General features: G+C 61.5%; 16 protein-coding genes. 4 read left to right on the forward strand and 12 right to left on the reverse strand.

Going from position 1 to position 15,060, the window contains the following annotated elements; translation table 11 throughout:
• Window positions 1-11: 11 nt before the first annotated feature.
• Together RB548_RS05295 and RB548_RS05300 are read right to left on the reverse strand one after the other, a co-directional pair.
• Window positions 12-1,181, reverse strand: coding sequence for a glycosyltransferase family 4 protein (locus tag RB548_RS05295; RefSeq protein WP_331373976.1), 1,170 nt, complete (start codon window positions 1,179-1,181; stop codon window positions 12-14).
• 5 nt (window positions 1,182-1,186) lie between these two features.
• Window positions 1,187-1,762, reverse strand: coding sequence for a polysaccharide biosynthesis/export family protein (locus tag RB548_RS05300; RefSeq protein WP_331373977.1), 576 nt, complete (start codon window positions 1,760-1,762; stop codon window positions 1,187-1,189).
• Between the two features lie 196 nt (window positions 1,763-1,958).
• Between RB548_RS05300 and RB548_RS05305 the strand changes: the two genes are divergently transcribed.
• Window positions 1,959-4,097: a GumC family protein gene (locus RB548_RS05305; RefSeq protein WP_331373978.1), complete on the forward strand. Its 2,139-nt coding sequence runs from the start codon at window positions 1,959-1,961 to the stop codon at window positions 4,095-4,097.
• Between the two features lie 24 nt (window positions 4,098-4,121).
• Here the strand turns inward: RB548_RS05305 and RB548_RS05310 are convergent, their stop codons facing one another.
• From RB548_RS05310 to RB548_RS05320, 3 genes are all read right to left on the reverse strand, one after another.
• A complete protein-coding gene (locus RB548_RS05310) occupies window positions 4,122-5,258 on the reverse strand; it encodes a GNAT family N-acetyltransferase (protein ID WP_331374889.1) in 1,137 nt (378 codons plus the stop codon).
• 355 nt (window positions 5,259-5,613) lie between these two features.
• Window positions 5,614-6,354: a metallophosphoesterase family protein gene (locus RB548_RS05315; RefSeq protein WP_331373979.1), complete on the reverse strand. Its 741-nt coding sequence runs from the start codon at window positions 6,352-6,354 to the stop codon at window positions 5,614-5,616.
• 16 nt (window positions 6,355-6,370) lie between these two features.
• Window positions 6,371-6,583: a DUF2842 domain-containing protein gene (locus RB548_RS05320; RefSeq protein WP_180940733.1), complete on the reverse strand. Its 213-nt coding sequence runs from the start codon at window positions 6,581-6,583 to the stop codon at window positions 6,371-6,373.
• 267 nt (window positions 6,584-6,850) lie between these two features.
• Between RB548_RS05320 and RB548_RS05325 the strand changes: the two genes are divergently transcribed.
• Window positions 6,851-7,954 (forward strand): COX15/CtaA family protein, encoded by a 1,104-nt coding sequence (locus RB548_RS05325; protein ID WP_331373980.1) that lies wholly within the window; start codon window positions 6,851-6,853, stop codon window positions 7,952-7,954.
• A gap of 73 nt (window positions 7,955-8,027) precedes the next feature.
• Here the strand turns inward: RB548_RS05325 and argC are convergent, their stop codons facing one another.
• The 3 genes from argC to RB548_RS05340 all read right to left on the reverse strand — a co-directional run bounded on the left by argC (window position 8,028) and on the right by RB548_RS05340 (window position 10,893).
• A complete protein-coding gene (gene argC, locus RB548_RS05330) occupies window positions 8,028-8,960 on the reverse strand; it encodes an N-acetyl-gamma-glutamyl-phosphate reductase (RefSeq protein ID WP_331373981.1) in 933 nt (310 codons plus the stop codon).
• Between the two features lie 88 nt (window positions 8,961-9,048).
• Entirely contained in the window at window positions 9,049-10,005 is a 957-nt protein-coding gene (gene speB, locus RB548_RS05335; RefSeq protein ID WP_331373982.1) for an agmatinase, read from the reverse strand.
• A gap of 96 nt (window positions 10,006-10,101) precedes the next feature.
• Window positions 10,102-10,893: a phenylalanine 4-monooxygenase gene (locus tag RB548_RS05340; RefSeq protein ID WP_331373983.1), complete on the reverse strand. Its 792-nt coding sequence runs from the start codon at window positions 10,891-10,893 to the stop codon at window positions 10,102-10,104.
• Between the two features lie 112 nt (window positions 10,894-11,005).
• Here RB548_RS05340 and RB548_RS05345 point away from each other — a divergent pair, with 112 nt between their 5' ends.
• Complete coding sequence (locus RB548_RS05345) at window positions 11,006-11,479, forward strand: Lrp/AsnC family transcriptional regulator (RefSeq protein WP_331373984.1); 474 nt, start codon at window positions 11,006-11,008, stop codon at window positions 11,477-11,479.
• A 113-nt stretch (window positions 11,480-11,592) separates the two neighbouring features.
• On the opposite strand, the gene rpsI is transcribed toward RB548_RS05345, so the two are convergent.
• The 3 genes from rpsI to RB548_RS05360 all read right to left on the reverse strand — a co-directional run bounded on the left by rpsI (window position 11,593) and on the right by RB548_RS05360 (window position 13,184).
• Entirely contained in the window at window positions 11,593-12,060 is a 468-nt protein-coding gene (gene rpsI, locus RB548_RS05350; protein WP_136504255.1) for a 30S ribosomal protein S9, read from the reverse strand.
• Window positions 12,061-12,062: 2 nt separating this feature from the next.
• Window positions 12,063-12,527, reverse strand: a complete 465-nt coding sequence (rplM, locus tag RB548_RS05355; protein ID WP_064240798.1) for a 50S ribosomal protein L13 — start codon at window positions 12,525-12,527, stop codon at window positions 12,063-12,065.
• 225 nt (window positions 12,528-12,752) lie between these two features.
• Window positions 12,753-13,184 carry a PaaI family thioesterase gene (locus tag RB548_RS05360; RefSeq protein ID WP_331373985.1) on the reverse strand — a complete coding sequence of 144 codons (432 nt, stop codon included), beginning with the start codon at window positions 13,182-13,184 and terminating at the stop codon, window positions 12,753-12,755.
• Window positions 13,185-13,334: 150 nt separating this feature from the next.
• On the opposite strand from RB548_RS05360, the gene RB548_RS05365 reads away from it, so the two are divergent.
• The gene (locus RB548_RS05365; protein ID WP_331374890.1) at window positions 13,335-14,156 is read left to right on the forward strand and encodes an enoyl-CoA hydratase; all 822 of its coding nucleotides are present in this window, start codon (window positions 13,335-13,337) and stop codon (window positions 14,154-14,156) included.
• 3 nt (window positions 14,157-14,159) lie between these two features.
• Here RB548_RS05365 and RB548_RS05370 read toward each other — a convergent pair whose 3' ends face one another.
• A complete protein-coding gene (locus tag RB548_RS05370; RefSeq protein ID WP_331373986.1) occupies window positions 14,160-14,996 on the reverse strand; it encodes an EamA family transporter in 837 nt (278 codons plus the stop codon).
• Window positions 14,997-15,060: the final 64 nt, after the last annotated feature.

The raw sequence follows: 15,060 nt of genomic DNA on the forward strand, positions 1-15,060 counted from the left end.
CTAAGAAACGCTTACGTTGTAAGCAACTGTCCTCGCGCACCGGCCGCACCGCCTGCCAGATCGCGATATAGCCGCATCACGCTCTTCGTCATAACCGACGCGGCGAAGCGGGATTTGAACGCCTGGGGATCCGGCATCATTCTTTCGGGCCAGTCCTCTTCGACGATCGTGGCGGCCATGATCGCAGCGAGCGAATCGACCTTGGGTTCGGCAAGAGCACCGCTGTCGGCGCCGAAAACCTCCGGGATCCCGCCGACCCTTGTTGCGACGACGGGTTTACCGGCAGCAAGCGCCTCGAGAACTATGTAGGGCATCGCTTCCGCCCGCGACGGGATGACGACCGTGCGTGCAAGTGCGAAGGCTTCTCGCGCCTTCATGGCCGGCAGCATCTTGATGCGCCGCCCCAGCCCCTTGCGCAGCTTCATCTCCGCGTATTGCTGCTGTTGCGGACCGTCGCCGATCATCAGGGCGGAGAGGGGGCGGCCGGCGATCCGCTCCGCCGCGGCAAAACTCTCCACAAACAGGTCGGGACCCTTGAGGTCCCGCATCATACCGATATACAGAAAATCCACTGCGTCGGGCGCAACCGGAACGGGATCGAATTCGCGGTCGTCGATGCCGTTGTAAATCAGTTCGCTACGACCGGGCGGCCGGCCTACCTTTGCGAAATAGGTTTGGCGTTCGTAATCGCAGACGAAGACGAGTGCGTCGGTGAGGCGCTCCTGCAGCCGCTCGAGACGGAAAATCGCTCGACCTTTCAACGATCCTGTATCGTAATGGAGGCTGCCGCCATGGGGCGAATAGAGGCGGGCTACGCGATACTTGTTGACCCGCAAGGCTGAACCGATGATGCGCGCAAGGACGCCACCTTTGGCGCCGTGCCCGTGCAGCACATCCGGTTGCAAACTTCTGATTTCCTTGTAGCTGCGCCAAAGGGCGACGATGTCGGATGGCCCGATGGCGCGGTGAATGGGCAGGCGCACGATTCCGAGCGCCAGATAGGGGCGGATCGCATCGAACAGGGCGTCCTCATGGGCGCCACCGGTCGTGCTGTCGCACAGGATTCCGACCTCGTGTCCGGCATCGGCGTGGGCTTCGGCAAGATCGCGCACGTGCCGGAATATGCCGCCGACCGGCGATCTGAAGCAATGAAGGATGCGCAGTGGACGTTCGCTCTGCATGGATGTCAGAACAGCCGTTCGCGGACATAGATCGTGTCGCCGGCCATGACCGGATCGGAAATCGGCACGCGGCCGGTAATGATGCGGCCGTTGATCTTGCGGGTGATATCGGCGTTCGACTGGTTCGCACGCGGCGAGAAGCCGCCGGCCACTGCGATCGCATTCTGGACCGTCATACCGGGAACGTAGCTATATTGGCCCGCCTGGCCGACTTCGCCCATGATGAACACCGAGCGATAGCGGTCCACCTCGATCGTGACGTCCGGATCCCGGAGAAAGCCTTCGCGCAGCTTTGCGGCGATCATGCCTTCCAGTTCCGGCAATGTATGGCCACGCGACGGTATGGCGCCGATCAGCGGGAAGGCGACATAGCCGGCCTGATCGACGGTATAGGTGCCGCTGAGACCGGCCTGTTCGAACACGTTGATGCGAAGGCGGTCGCCGCTGTCCAGCCTGTAGGGCTGAATGGTGGCCTCGCTGAACGCTTTGGGAGCCGGCTGGTAGCTCGTGCAGCCGCCGACCACTGCCGACAATATCGCCAATGCGATAGCGCGTGCTGTCTTCTTGCCTGCGGTCGACATGCGGGTCATGGGCTCCGGAAACGATCACCTCTGGCGACGTTATCGGTCCGTTAGGGTTAATAGCCGGTAAACTCGCCCAGGAATTTTGATAGGGCGTCGGCAAGGCGTGCCACCTTAGGGTTGTGTTCATCATTAACCCTTGCGTTACCATGTTCCTTTACTTTCCGGCCGAATGAAGAAGCTTCGGAGTTGAGGCATGTCGAGCATCGACGGCGGGCAGCAGGATGTGGATATAGATCTCGGTGGCCTCTTTCGTGCCGTTTGGGAGCGGCGAACCCGGGTTCTGCTCGCCACGGCGTGCGTCGCGGTCGCAGCTTTCGCCACCGCGACGATGATCGCTCCACAATATCAGAGTGAAGCGCGACTGCTGATCGAATCGCGCGAGCCGGAGTTCAGCGGAAGGAACCAGATTGCCCCCGCGGGATCCGAACGGGTTTTCGATGAATCGGGTATTTCAAGCCAGGTTCAAGTGCTGCGCTCCGCCGATCTGATCAAGCAGGTGGCGCGCAACATGAAGCTGCATGAACGCAAGGAGTTCGATCCTTCGGCCGAACCCTCGGCGCTCTCCGATCTTCTGGTGATGCTCGGCGTCAGAAAGAACCCCCTCGACTTGCCGCCCGAAGAGCGGGTGTTGAAGGAGTTCGACTCCAAGTTACAGGTCTATCAGGTCGAAAAGTCGCGGGTGATCGCCATCGCCTTCACCTCGAAAGACTCCAAGCTCGCGGCGGCCATCCCCGATGAGATGGCAAAGGTCTACTTATCCCTGCAAAGCGGCGCGAAACTCGACTCGAATTCGGAGGCAAGCCGCTGGCTGGAACCGGAAATCGCTAACCTTCGCGAAAAGGTGCGCGAGGCCGAGGCAAAAGTTGCGGCCTACCGTGCCTCGTCCGGCCTGCTGCCGACGGGCCAGACAGAAAACTTCGCCACGCGTGAGCTCACCGACATTTCGAGCGAGCTCGCCCGCGTGCGCGGCGAGCGGGCCAATGCCGAGGCACGCGCGAAAGGCGTGCGGACGGCGCTCGCCGACGGCCGTGCGCCGGACACGCTGACCGACGTCACCGGCTCGCAGATGATCCAACGGTTGAAGGAAAACGAAGCCAACGTCCGGGCGCAGATTGCGGATCTGTCGACGTCATTGCTCGACGGCCACCCGCGGCTCAAGGCATTGAAGTCGCAGCTTGAAGGCATCAGAGAGCAAATCCGCACGGAGACCCGCAAGGTTCTCGTCAGCCTCGAGAACGAAGCGAAGGTCGGGCAGTTGCGCGAAGAACAGGTGCTGCAGCGCCTCAACACGCTGAAGGCACAATCCGCGCAGGCGGGAGAGGAAGAGGTCGGCTTGCGCGCGCTGGAGCGCGAAGCAACCGCGCAGCGGCAGCTTCTCGAAACCTATCTCGCACGGTACAGGGAGGCGACATCGCGCACGGTTGCAAACGCAACGCCGGCGGATGCGCGCGTGATTTCGAATGCGGTTGTTCCAAGCACCCCGGACTTCCCCAAGATAATGCCGATCACGGTGGTCGCGGCCCTCGCCACCTTGCTGATCAGTTGTGTCGTCATCATGCTCGGCGAACTCTTCAGCGGACGGGCGCTTAAGCCCGTTTCGGTTGCGGAACCGGACGCTTCCGAACAATTGCCCGCCATTCCGGTGGAACCGGAGTCCGCGGAGCCGATGCTCGCGCTTGCGGACACCGAAGCGGCGGAACAAGACCGTGAATCCGCGGGGGATACGAAGGCAGCGGAGAGCGATTTCTCGATCGAGTTCGTTGCCGCTCACCTTCTCGACCAGAACGTCCGGATAGCCGTTTCCGTATCGCCGGGCGGCGACGAAGGGTCGACGGCGACTGTGATGCTGGCGCGGCTCCTGGCGGAGGACGGCCAGAAAGTCGTTCTCATCGATCTTTCCGGCTCGGCTTGCCCGACGCGGCTGATGGCACAATCGTCGGCGCTGCCGGGAATAACGAACCTGCTGTCGGGTGAAGTCGCCTTCGGCGAATCGATACACGCGGACCGCTTCTCGGAAGCGCATATCGTTCCCCGGGGGGATTCCGACCCGCGGACAGCAATGCGCGGCATCGAGCGGCTACAGATGATCATCGACGCGCTCACCAATGCCTATGATCTGGTCCTGATCGAGTGTGGGCCGGCGGACGCCGGCGCTGTATCCAGAATTGCCCGGCGAGAGGGGACGGAGATCATATTGTCGGCTTCGTCCGTCAGCGAAGAGCGGATTGTGGAGCTGCTCACAGATTTCGGCGAGGCAGGATACCGCAACATCGTGCTGATGACCGGTCAGCGCGAAAGCGACCCCGATTTTCCGGATCGCCACGCGGCCTGAAGCGCACGCGCGCCGTTCAGACGCTCAATGCTCGTCCGCCGCAACCGCCGGCTTCTGCACTGATTGACAGCGCTGGCGCAGCCGCTGGACGAATGCGTAGGATGCTTTGTTGGTCTTTATCAGCCGCTTGGCCAGCATTGCTCCGCGATAAAAATTGGCAGCCAGGTATCCGCGGAGCGTCACGGGAAGGACGATGTCCCGCAACCGGGTTTCGATTGTGCACCACGAGCGTTTGTAGGGCTGATCGCCAATCCCGAAATCGAAGAGCGCCACGCCTTCGAGACACAGCCGCTCGATTATCCTGTAAAATAACAACTCTCCCGGGCTGCTGTCGGCGGCAATCTCCTCGTCAATCGAGCCGAACTGGCAGATGACATGATCGCCCTTGCGCGAAAGGCCGGCGATCGCAAGGATCCGGCCCTCATGCTCGTCCTTGAGGCGAATCGCGTTTAGCTCCAGCAACTGGCCGTCCGCCGCCTGACCGCGCTGCGCAAGCTGACGGAAGAAGGCGCGTGTTTTGGCATCCTGAAACACGTCCGGCAGGCCATGCGCCTCGAAGCGTGCCGCCTTCTGGTGGAAAAAGGTTTCCAGAAGCGCGTGCGCTTCCGATGTCTCGCGGGCGACCACGTAGTCGTAGCCGCCAAGGACGGCGAGGCGCCGCTCCGATATCCGCATCTTCTTGCGTCGCCGCTTTGCGTTGAGCTGTGCCAGCGTACGTTCGATATTCCTGAGGAGCGGCAGTTGGAATGAGGAGTCGGCATTCTGCAAGGCGGGCAGCGCGGCAAGCGGGTGAACCTTCCCGCGCCACGTTTCCGGCGTCTTGTCGAGCGTGACGATATCCGCGAACCCTCGCAGCTGGCGTTTGATTCCGCAGGTGAGCACGCGCACGAGTTCCGTAGGCGGCGTTGCATCCTGATCGGCAAACAAACCGGTGTTGAGATTGCTGTGATCGGAGCCGATAAGCCGCGCCGTGCGGAAGAGGCGTCCCCGGTCGATTTCGAGCGGCAGGATAAAGAGCGTTTGCCGGCCGCGCGCAGCGCGAACGAACAGCGTCTGACGCTCGTGCGTTTTCCGCCATGCGGCGCACCAGTCGAAGCTCTGGTGCAGCGAGTTCTGGCCGTTCTCGTCCAGTACGCGCCACTCCGCTTCGAGCGTGTCCATGTCGGTGTGGATGGAGACCGTTATCTTTTCGGCGTCTTGTGCTTTTGAACACTGGGTCGAGACGCGATCACTCGGCAGCTGGTCGTCCAACGACGTCAAAGTAAAACAGGCATTCGTCATTTCATCTACCGTTCGGAAGCGGGCTCGTGCATCCATTGAAGCGTAGATGTCGCTACATTCGGCTTAATTTCGAGCCGAGTGGCGGCTCTTTCGCGGGCGACGGCAGAATGCGGTTAGCAAAGCATGAACCTCACGCCAGTAAGCTCGTGTTCCGCGGGGCGGTCGACAAGGTGACGCGAAACATAGCTGTAATCACCGGCGCGGACCTCCGCGCGTTGGAACACGCGCAGTAGCGTCAGTCGAGGAAGCCGGTCGCAAGCGCCCTTGCCCATTCGGGACGGTTGCGACATGCGGCAAGGCGCGACATGGTCATATGATCATAGCGTACGCAACGGAAGGTGACATTCCAGTCGCCGGCAGTGCGTTCGATGATGGCATAGCGCGCGTCCGGCGAACCGGTTTCGACCTTGTGGGGAACGGGCTCGTCGTCGTCATAGCCCGGGCAGCCGACGCTGCCGGGGTTGACGACGAGGCGGCCGTCGGCGAGCCGGACGGCCCGCGGAATGTGCGTATGGCCGCAAAGGATCACGGGATAGTCGATGTCAGCGGCGAAGCTCTCGATGATGTCGCGTCCCGCCATGTGGACTACGCCATCGGCCGTCAACGTTTCCAGCCAGTAGGTTTCATCGCTGCGCGGCGTGCCGTGACAAAGGAAAAGCGCATCTCGATAGACCAAGGTTTCAGGCAGAGCCGCAAGCCACGCAAGGTGAGACGGTTCAAGCTGGTCATGCGCGGCACGGTCGGAAGGCCCCATACGGGCGGGATCGAGCGTGAGGAGATAACGATCGTGGTTGCCGCGGATCGCGGGGATGTCGTGTTTGCTCAGGATATCGGCGGTTCGCGCGGCGTTGAGCGGACCGCTCAGATGATCGCCGAGGTTGACGATCTCCGCGATCCCCTGCGCGGCGATGTCGGCAAGCACCGCCTCGAGCGCGAGGTCGTTGCCGTGAATATCGGAGATAACCGCGATCCTCATCTCATGCCCCCGGCAATCAGCGGTTCTTGGCGGGCTTTTCCATCCACTTGATGATCAGCATCGCGGGGAGGATCCACAGCAGGCCCGTCAGGAAGAAATAGATGAGATGCACCCACCAGGGCGATGTTCCGAGCAGCAGCGAAGCGAAGGTTATGGCTGCCAGCGCGTAAACGATGACAAGGATGATGATGAGGATCGTGCCGATCAGTTTTCTGAGGCGTACGGGCATTTCATTTCTTTCGGATGGCTGCGCTTCACTACAGCGCCGCGCGTCTTATCAGACGCGGCAAGGACGCTGCAGCACTTTGAATCACTGCATGTTTCCTCAAATCGACTGGCGATTTAAGGAATCATGCAGTAGCCGCGACGGCATGCCGCAAAGGCCTCGGCCTTGTTTTGCACGGCACTCTGGTGCAAATCAACGGCTTTCGGGGCCGGCCGAGTGGCTACCTTGCCGCAGGTATGGCGGCGTCCCGGCGAGAAATGAGGAAAAGCCATGGCCCACGTCGAGTTGGCGACAGAACAGACGCTCCTGAGGGAGATCGGCAGGACAGAGCGCAACCGTCGGCAGATCCGCGGCTGGCTCGCGGTCGTTCTCTTCGCTCTGTTTGCCCTGGTGCTCGTCGGCGGTGCGACGCGCTTGACCGAATCCGGTCTATCGATCACCGAGTGGAAGCCCATTCATGGTGTCATTCCGCCGCTTTCCGCCGAGGAATGGGAAGAGGAGTTCCGCCTCTATCAGCGCATTCCGCAATACGAACAGCTCAACAAGGGCATGACGGTCGAGGAGTTCAAGACGATCTTCTGGTGGGAGTGGGCGCATCGATTGTTGGCGCGCACCATCGGCGTGATCTTCGCGCTGCCGCTTTTCTTCTTCTGGGTAACGGGTCGGATCGAACGACGCTTGAGGTGGCCTCTTCTCGGCATTCTGGCGCTCGGCGGCTTCCAGGGCTTCATCGGCTGGTGGATGGTCTCCTCCGGCCTCGTCGAACGCACCGAGGTCAGCCAGTACCGGCTGGCCACGCACCTCGTCATCGCCTGCCTGATCTTTGCGGGCTGCATGTGGATCCTGCGCGGTCTTTGCCAGCACTCGGGCGAGGCCGCCCCGACGAAAACGTCGCGATCGATGGCGGCAATCCTCGCTGTCATGAGCCTGTTCCAGATCTATCTCGGCGCGCTGGTGGCCGGTCTCGATGCAGGTTTCACTTACAATACCTGGCCGCTGATGGACGGCGCGATCATTCCGGGAGGGCTGTTCGTACAGCAACCCGCCTGGATCAATCTCTTCGAGAACCCGAAGACGGTGCAATTCTTCCACCGTGCCGGCGCCTATCTGCTGTTCGCACTGGCACTGGTGCACATGCTTGCTTCATTGCGGGCGGCGCCGGAAACGACGCATGCGCGACGCTCGGTGGTCCTCTTCGCCCTGGTAACGATCCAGGCGATGATCGGCATCACGACGCTCGTGCTGGAGGTGCCGATCGGCTGGGGCGTGCTGCACCAGGCGGGCGCGCTGGTCGTGCTCGGCTTCGCCATCGCCCATTGGCGCGGCTTCGTCGGCGAGTACCCGAAATCGACGGCGATCGAGCTCCGCAACTAAGCAAACGTGCAACGGCGAAAAAAAAGCCCCCCGGCAGGCGACTGTCGGGGGATCTGTTTTTTCACTGCTTCATTCAGGCCGAAAGCATCAAGTCCATGTTCTGGACGGCGGCACCCGACGCGCCTTTGCCGAGATTGTCGAGCAGGGCGACGAGGTTGACATGGGTCCCGCCGCTCGTTCCGAAGACAAAAATCTTCATCGTGTCCTTGCCTGCGAGTTCCGTCGCGTCGATGCGGGCGAGCTGCGCGCTTTCGGCAAGCGGGGCAACCTCGACGATCGACTGGCCGGCATAGTGCTCCACGAGTGCTGCATGGATGCTTTCAAGCGTCGCGCCGGCGGCGAGGTCATCGAGATACAGCGGCACCTGCACGATCATGCCCTGCGGGAATTTGCCGACGGACGGCGAGAAGATCGGCGCGCGTTCGAGCAGGCCGTGCATCTTCATTTCCGGGACATGCTTGTGCTTGAGCGTCAGGCCGTAGAGGAAATGCGGGGCGCTGATGTGGTCCGGGTTCTTCTCGTCCTCCATCTGCGCGATCATCTGCTTGCCGCCACCGGTATAGCCGGAAACCGCATTGACGGTCACCGGATAGCCGTCCGGCAGGATACCCGCCTGGCGCAGCGGCCGGATCAGGCCGATGGCGCCGGTCGGGTAGCAGCCGGGGTTTGCAACATGCCGCGCTTCGCGGATCTTGCCGGGCTGCGCCTTGTCCATTTCGGCGAAGCCATAGGCCCAGTCAGGCGCGACGCGATGTGCGGTCGACGTGTCGATGATACGTACGCGATTGTTGCCGGCGACCATCGATACGGCTTCGCGCGAGGCGTCGTCCGGTAGGCAGAGAATGGCGATGTCGGCACCGTTGAGCAGGTCCTCGCGCATCGCGGCGTTGCGGCGCTCCGCTTCCGGGATCGACAGCAGTTCGACATCCGTACGACCGGCCATGCGGGTGCGGATCTGCAGCCCCGTGGTGCCGTGTTCGCCATCGATGAAGATCTTCGGTTTCATGATTTACCTGTTCCTGCAGACGGTTACGGAAATTTTCCGGAATCAGTCTGGCATAGAATTGAATCAATTTCTTAGCGGTCGCTGCGAATTAGCCTCGCCTTTCCGCGAGCCATTCGGCGCGCAGGCCCAGCATATACATGGCGATGGTCGAGCCAGCAATGGCGGTCATGTCGGCGTGGTCATAAGCAGGCGCCACCTCGACGACGTCGCTGCCGGCGATGTGGAGAGCACCGAGCTTGCGCAGCACCGAAAGGATCTTCGCGCTGGACGGACCGCCCGCCACCGGCGTACCGGTACCAGGCGCGTAGGCCGGGTCGAGGCAGTCTATATCGAAGGTGAGATAGGCGGGCTGGCTGCCGACGTGCCGAACGATCGTGTCGGCGATCTCCTCGGCGCGCATGTCCTCGACCTCGTAGCCGTAGATGATCCTGATGCCGCAATCCTCGGGGGCGTGCGTCCTGATGCCGATCTGGATCGAACGCTCGGCGTCGATCAACCCCTCTCGCACGGCGCGACCGACAAAGGAGCCATGGTCGATGCGGCCCTTCTCGTCGGGCCAGGTATCCTGATGGGCGTCGAACTGAACGAGGGCGAGGGGGCCATGCAGGGCGGCGTGAGCCTTGAGTATGGGATATGTGACGAAATGGTCGCCACCGAGCGTCAGCAGGTAGGCGCCGGATTTCAGGATCTTCGCCGCCTCATACTCGATCGTCGCCGGCGTCTTGGTGTGATTGCCGTAGTCGAGCAGGCAGTCGCCATAGTCGATCGTCGCCATGTCGGCGAAGAGATCGCGCTCGAACGGATATTGCGGATCGTTGTCGAAGATCGCGGAGGCGCGGCGGATCGCCTGCGGTCCGAAACGGGCGCCGGGGCGGTTGGAGGTCGCTGCGTCGAAGGGAATGCCCCAGACGACTGTGTCCACGCCCTTCAATTGCTTGGTGTATTTCCGCCGCATGAAGGAAAGGATACCGGCATGGGTGGGATCGGACGCCGCCGCCGTCAGTGATCTTGCCGTGATCGCGTGGTCGATCGTCTTGTTTGCCATGCCCGTCTCCCGTCAGATTGACGGGACGTTGGACAATCGATGCCGGCAAGGCAAGAGCTTGCCGGCAAAATCATGTGCATTCGAAGGGGCAGGCCCCTAGGACGCCTTGGCCTCGAAGGTCGGCGCAAAATCGCCAAGCCTTTTGGCTTCATTGATCCGAGCCGCGATGTCCGCCTCGATGACCGTCTCGAGCTGGGCGAAGCTATCGATGACGTAGTAGATCGGCTGGACGATATCGATGCGGTAGGGCGTTCGCAGCACGCTCATCAGATCGAAGGGGCGGAATTCGCAGTCCATCGTCTCCATGGCATGGCGCGCCTCGCTCGTTGACGAGACGATACCCGCGCCGTAGCTGCGCCGGCCCTTCGGTGTGTTGATCATGCCGAACTCCACCGTGAACCAGAAGAAGCGGAACAGATGCCACGAATACTCCTTGCCGAGCTTGACCGCCTTCTGGCCGAAGCGCCGGACGAAGTTGGCATAGCTCTGGTTTGTCAGCAGCGGGCAATGGCCGAAGACCTCGTGGAAGAGGTCCGGTTCCTCGATATAGTCGATGTGCTCCCGCCGGCGCATGAAGGTCGCGAGCGGGAACTTGCCCTGCGACAGAAGCTCATAGAAGCGCGAAGGCGGAATGAGCGCCGGGACACCCTCGACGCCGAAGCCGGTGGTTTCGGCGAGTCTTCGGTTGACGTCCTTAAGCTGCGGGACATGGTCCGGATTGAGGCCGAGGGTCCGCACGCCTTCGAGATATTCGTCGCACGCCTTGTCGGCAAGCAGCTTGATCTGCCGCCGATAGAGTTCGCCCCAGACCGCATCTTCCTCCGGTGTGTAGAGATAGGTGCCGTCCGGTTCCGGCAGTTTCGCGGTGTAGGTGCTTTGCTTGGTCATGACGTCTCCTCATTCGTCAGAACAGATTACTGTTGCAATTGTATCCCCAACGGGCTGAGTATTTGTTTCACAGTTGCCGGTTGTCGGCTTCCTGGCGGGAGGAAATTTCGAAATGCCGTCAGAATTGAAGGAATCGTTCCAACCGTTGCGCCGATTGCTTCGCCTGATCCAGGCCGACGGCGGCCAGTCGCTCGCGGAACTGGCCGAGAAGGCCGGCATGTCGCAAAGCTCGGCCTGGCGTCGGCTGCAGGAACTCGAGGCGGATGGCGTGATCCGCAAGCGCGTGGCGCTGCTCGATCCGGCAAAGCTGGATCTGAAGCTTTGCATCATCGCCCATGTCACACTCGAGGATCACCACGACGAGGCGATCGCCTCGTTCTCGGCCGTGGTCAGGGACAGGCCGGAAATCATGGAATGTTACGCGCTCTCCGGGACGTTCGACTATATGCTGAAGATCCGGGCGACAGATGTGGAAAGCTACGACGCGTTCATGACGCGCTATCTGATGCGTAATCCGCATGTGCGGACTGTGGTGTCGAGCTTCGTGCTGAGGGAACTCAAGTCGACCACGGAACTGCCGATCTGACTTGAAGCTACCCAATTCCGGCTGGAGAGCCGCTGCGTGACTTTCCGGAATTGCTCTGAACGAAAAAAGGCCGGGACATGCCCGGCCTTTGCAAGTGCAGTAACTGCCAGCGATTAACGCTTGGAGAACTGGAACGAACGGCGTGCCTTTGCACGGCCGTACTTCTTGCGCTCAACCACGCGGCTGTCGCGGGTGAGGAAGCCGCCGCGCTTCAGAACCGAGCGCAGGCCCGGTTCGAAGTAGGTGAGAGCCTTGGCGATACCGTGACGAACGGCACCGGCCTGGCCGGAGAGGCCGCCGCCGGCAACGGTCGCGTCGATGTCGAACTGGCCGTCACGGGCAGCAGCGACGATCGGTTGCTGCAGGATCATCTGCAGAACCGGGCGAGCGAAATAAGCCGCATAGGGCTTGCCGTTGATGGTGATCTTGCCGGAGCCGGGCTTGACCCAGACGCGGGCGACAGCGTCCTTGCGCTTGCCGGTCGCGTAGGAACGGCCCTGCGCGTCGACCTTCTTGACGTGAACCGGAGCAGCCGGTTCCGCGGTCGTGGCGATATCCTTGAGAGCGGAAAGGTCAGCCATTATCAGGCGCTCCTTGTGTTCTTGCTGTTCAGCTTGGCGACGTCAAGGACGGTCGGCTGCTGTGCTTCATGCGGGTGGTTGGAGCCGGCGTAGACACGCAGGTTCTTCATCTGGCGACGGCCGAGCGGACCGCGCGGAACCATGCGCTCAACGGCCTTCTCGATGACGCGCTCCGGGAAGCGGCCTTCGATGATCTGGCGCGCGGTGCGCTCCTTGATGCCGCCCGGGTAACCGGTGTGCCAGTAGTACTTCTTATCGGTGTACTTCTTGCCGGTGAGAACGGCCTTCTCGGCGTTGATCACGATGACGTTGTCGCCGTCGTCAACATGGGGGGTGAAGGTGGCCTTGTGCTTGCCGCGCAGGCGATTTGCGATGATGGAAGCGAGGCGACCGACAACGAGGCCTTCGGCGTCGATGAGGATCCACTTCTTCTCCACCTCTGCAGGCTTCTGAACGAAGGTTGCCATATCTAAACTCTTTCTTTGGACCCGGAAGCGTACCGCCGGGCGTTTCTTGTTGCTTGGTTTGACCCGCGGGGCGGGTCAAAAAAGAAGGCGGCCCGAAGGGGACCGCGATCTGCGGGCAGCTTATACGCAAGTGCGAAAATGCCGTCAAGGACATCTTCTCGTACCACGGAAAAGAATACTTTTGAAAATCAACCACTTACATGTGTGGTGTGATGGTACCACAATTTAGCGCGGCGGAATCGAATAGGTGGCGGTGGCGTGAGCAACCAATTCGTCGCTGCCGACGGGCGTTATCGAAGCGTCGAGAACGGCAAGCCGCTTGCCAAGTTTCAGGATCCGGCAGGTGCATTCGAGCGGCTCCGGCTCCGGCTTTCTCAGGAAATTGATGTTCAGGTTGGTGGTGACGGCAAGAGCAATCGGGCCGATATGCGCAATCAACGCGATATAGGCGGATACGTCAGCAAGGGCGAACAATGTCGGGCCGGACACTGTGCCGCCGGGACGGATGTGTCGTTCGTTCGGATCGAGCCGCATCGTTGCAAAGCCCGGCCCGGCACCGGTCACGGCGAAGACCTTGCCGTCCGTATGGACTTGCGGAAAATCGGTATCGAGAAAGCTGTTCAACTCGTCGACGGTCATGATCGGCTGCAGCTTCATCGCCTTCCTCCTCTTATCTGCCCTCGTTACAGGATGTCCGCGCCGATCGCGCAAGCTGGAAAATGGTCTTAGGCCAAATGGCTTCGGGGTTGAAAGAGCGGCTTGAGCGGCGTACCACGCATCGCCAACGGCAATCATTCGGAGAAGGTTATGGCGGACGTCGTTTCATTCAGGAAGGAAGAGCCGAACGGCTTGCTGCTGCGCGAGGTAAACGGACCGGTCCTGCGGCTGACGCTCAACAATCAGCCGGCGAATGTGCTCTCGATTGCCTTGATGGAAGCACTTCTGGCCGAGTTGGATGCAGTCGGCGGCTCGAAGGACATCAAGGTGATCGTGATTGCGGCTGCGGGCAAGCTCTTTTCGGCCGGTCACGATCTCAAGGAAATGACCCTGCATCGCGCTGACGAAGATCGCGGCCGGGCCTTTTTTGAGCGCACGATCCGGCTCGCTGCGGACCTGATGTTGAAGATCACCCGGTTGCCCCAGGCGGTGATCGCCGAGATCGACGGTCTCGCGACGGCCGCCGGCTGCCAGTTGGTGGCAAGCTGCGATCTGGCGATCTGCACGGACAGTTCGACCTTCTGTACGCCGGGCGTGAATATCGGTCTGTTCTGTTCGACGCCGATGGTTGCGCTCTCCCGCGCCGCGCACCGCAAGCAGGCGATGGAGATGCTGTTGACCGGCGAAACGATCGACGCCTCCACAGCCAAGGATTTCGGCCTCGTCAATCGCATCGTGCCGCAGCAGTATCTGCGCCAGGTGGTGGACAAATACGCCGCCGTCATTGCCTCGAAGTCGCCGCAGGCGCTGAAAATCGGCAAGGAAGCCTTCTATCAGCAGGCTGAACTGCCATTGGCGGATGCTTATGACTATGCCGTCGGCGTGATGGTCGAGAACATGCTCGCGGGCGACGCGGAAGAAGGTATAGGAGCCTTTCTCGGCAAGCGCATGCCGGAGTGGAAGGAAGACTGATCGTCAGGCAAGCTTGAGGAGCAATGCGCCGAGCGCGATGGCCGATGCGGCAGCGATGCGCCAGATGCTGACGCGCTCCTTGAGGAACACCACCGAGATCACGACCGCGAAGAGGATCGATGTTTCGCGAAGCGCCGCGACCGTTGCGACCGGCGCCTTGGTCATCGCCCAAAGCGCGAGCCCGTAGGCGCCGATCGACCCGGCGCCGCCGATCAGTCCGCGCCGCCAGTAATGATGGACATGGCGCAGCACCGGCTTGACGCCGCGGCGGACAAACGCCCAGGCGAAGAGAAGCACCGGTGGCAGCAAAGCCATCCATAGCGTATAGGAAATCGCGTTGCCGGAAATCCGCGCGCCGATACCGTCGACATAGGTGTAGCATGCGATCACGCAGGCATTGGCGAGCGCCAACAGGATCGCATGCCTGCCGCCCTTGCGGGATTCGAATGCGAGTGTGAGGACGCCGGCGCAAATCGTCATGATTCCGGCGACGGCCCCGCGGCTCAGTTCCTCACCGACGACGATGCTGCTCGTCGAGGCGACGATGAGCGGTGCGACACCGCGCATCAGCGGATAGACGAGGCCGATGTCACCGGCGCGATAGGATGCCGCGACCAACTGGAAATAGACGAACTGGAAGACCGCCGAAACCAGGATGAAGGGCCAAGCTTCGGAGTTGGGGAGCGACAGGAACGGCAGGAAAGGCACGGCCACCGCCGCGGCGCCGAGCGCAACCATGGCGGCATCCAGCGACTTTTCCGAACCGGCCTTGACGAGTGCATTCCAGGTTGCGTGCAGAAGCGCCCCGAAGAGGACAAGCACGATAACATCAAGCGGCAAAATGAACCTCGGCGGGGACGATGTGAGCGCTCCCGGGTTGTGGAGCGGCGCCGGGCGAAAAGCA

Origin of the sequence: Sinorhizobium chiapasense (assembly GCF_036488675.1) — a bacterium.
GTDB classification, from domain to species: domain Bacteria; phylum Pseudomonadota; class Alphaproteobacteria; order Rhizobiales; family Rhizobiaceae; genus Sinorhizobium; species Sinorhizobium chiapasense.